The organism is Bradyrhizobium sp. Kon58, assembly GCF_055807455.1.
In genome coordinates, this window is sequence record NZ_JBVVOT010000606.1 from 1 (window position 1) to 245 (window position 245).

Annotated in this window: 1 pseudogene; it reads right to left on the reverse strand. The window is 63.3% G+C overall.

What is annotated here, in order from left to right:
- Nucleotides 1–245: pseudogene (locus AC0L20_RS41655) on the reverse strand (ABC transporter ATP-binding protein); the annotation flags it as partial.

Consider the following 245-nt stretch of genomic DNA (forward strand, 5'->3'; position numbering starts at 1 on the left):
GGCGATGATTCCCAGGGTTTCGGCAATGACCCCCATCTGTTGAGTGGCTTCCACCAGTGCCAGCGCCAGGTCGCGCGAGCCATGGAGAATACGAAACGTCAACGCGCTGACCATCACCACATCGCCCGCCGTAACCTGGCCCTCGCGCCACAGCAGAATGGCCCAGCCCAGCATCGCCCCCGCCATGACGGACAGGCAAACGTCATGCAGCACGCGCGCCTTTTCCAGGGTGATCGCATCATGCG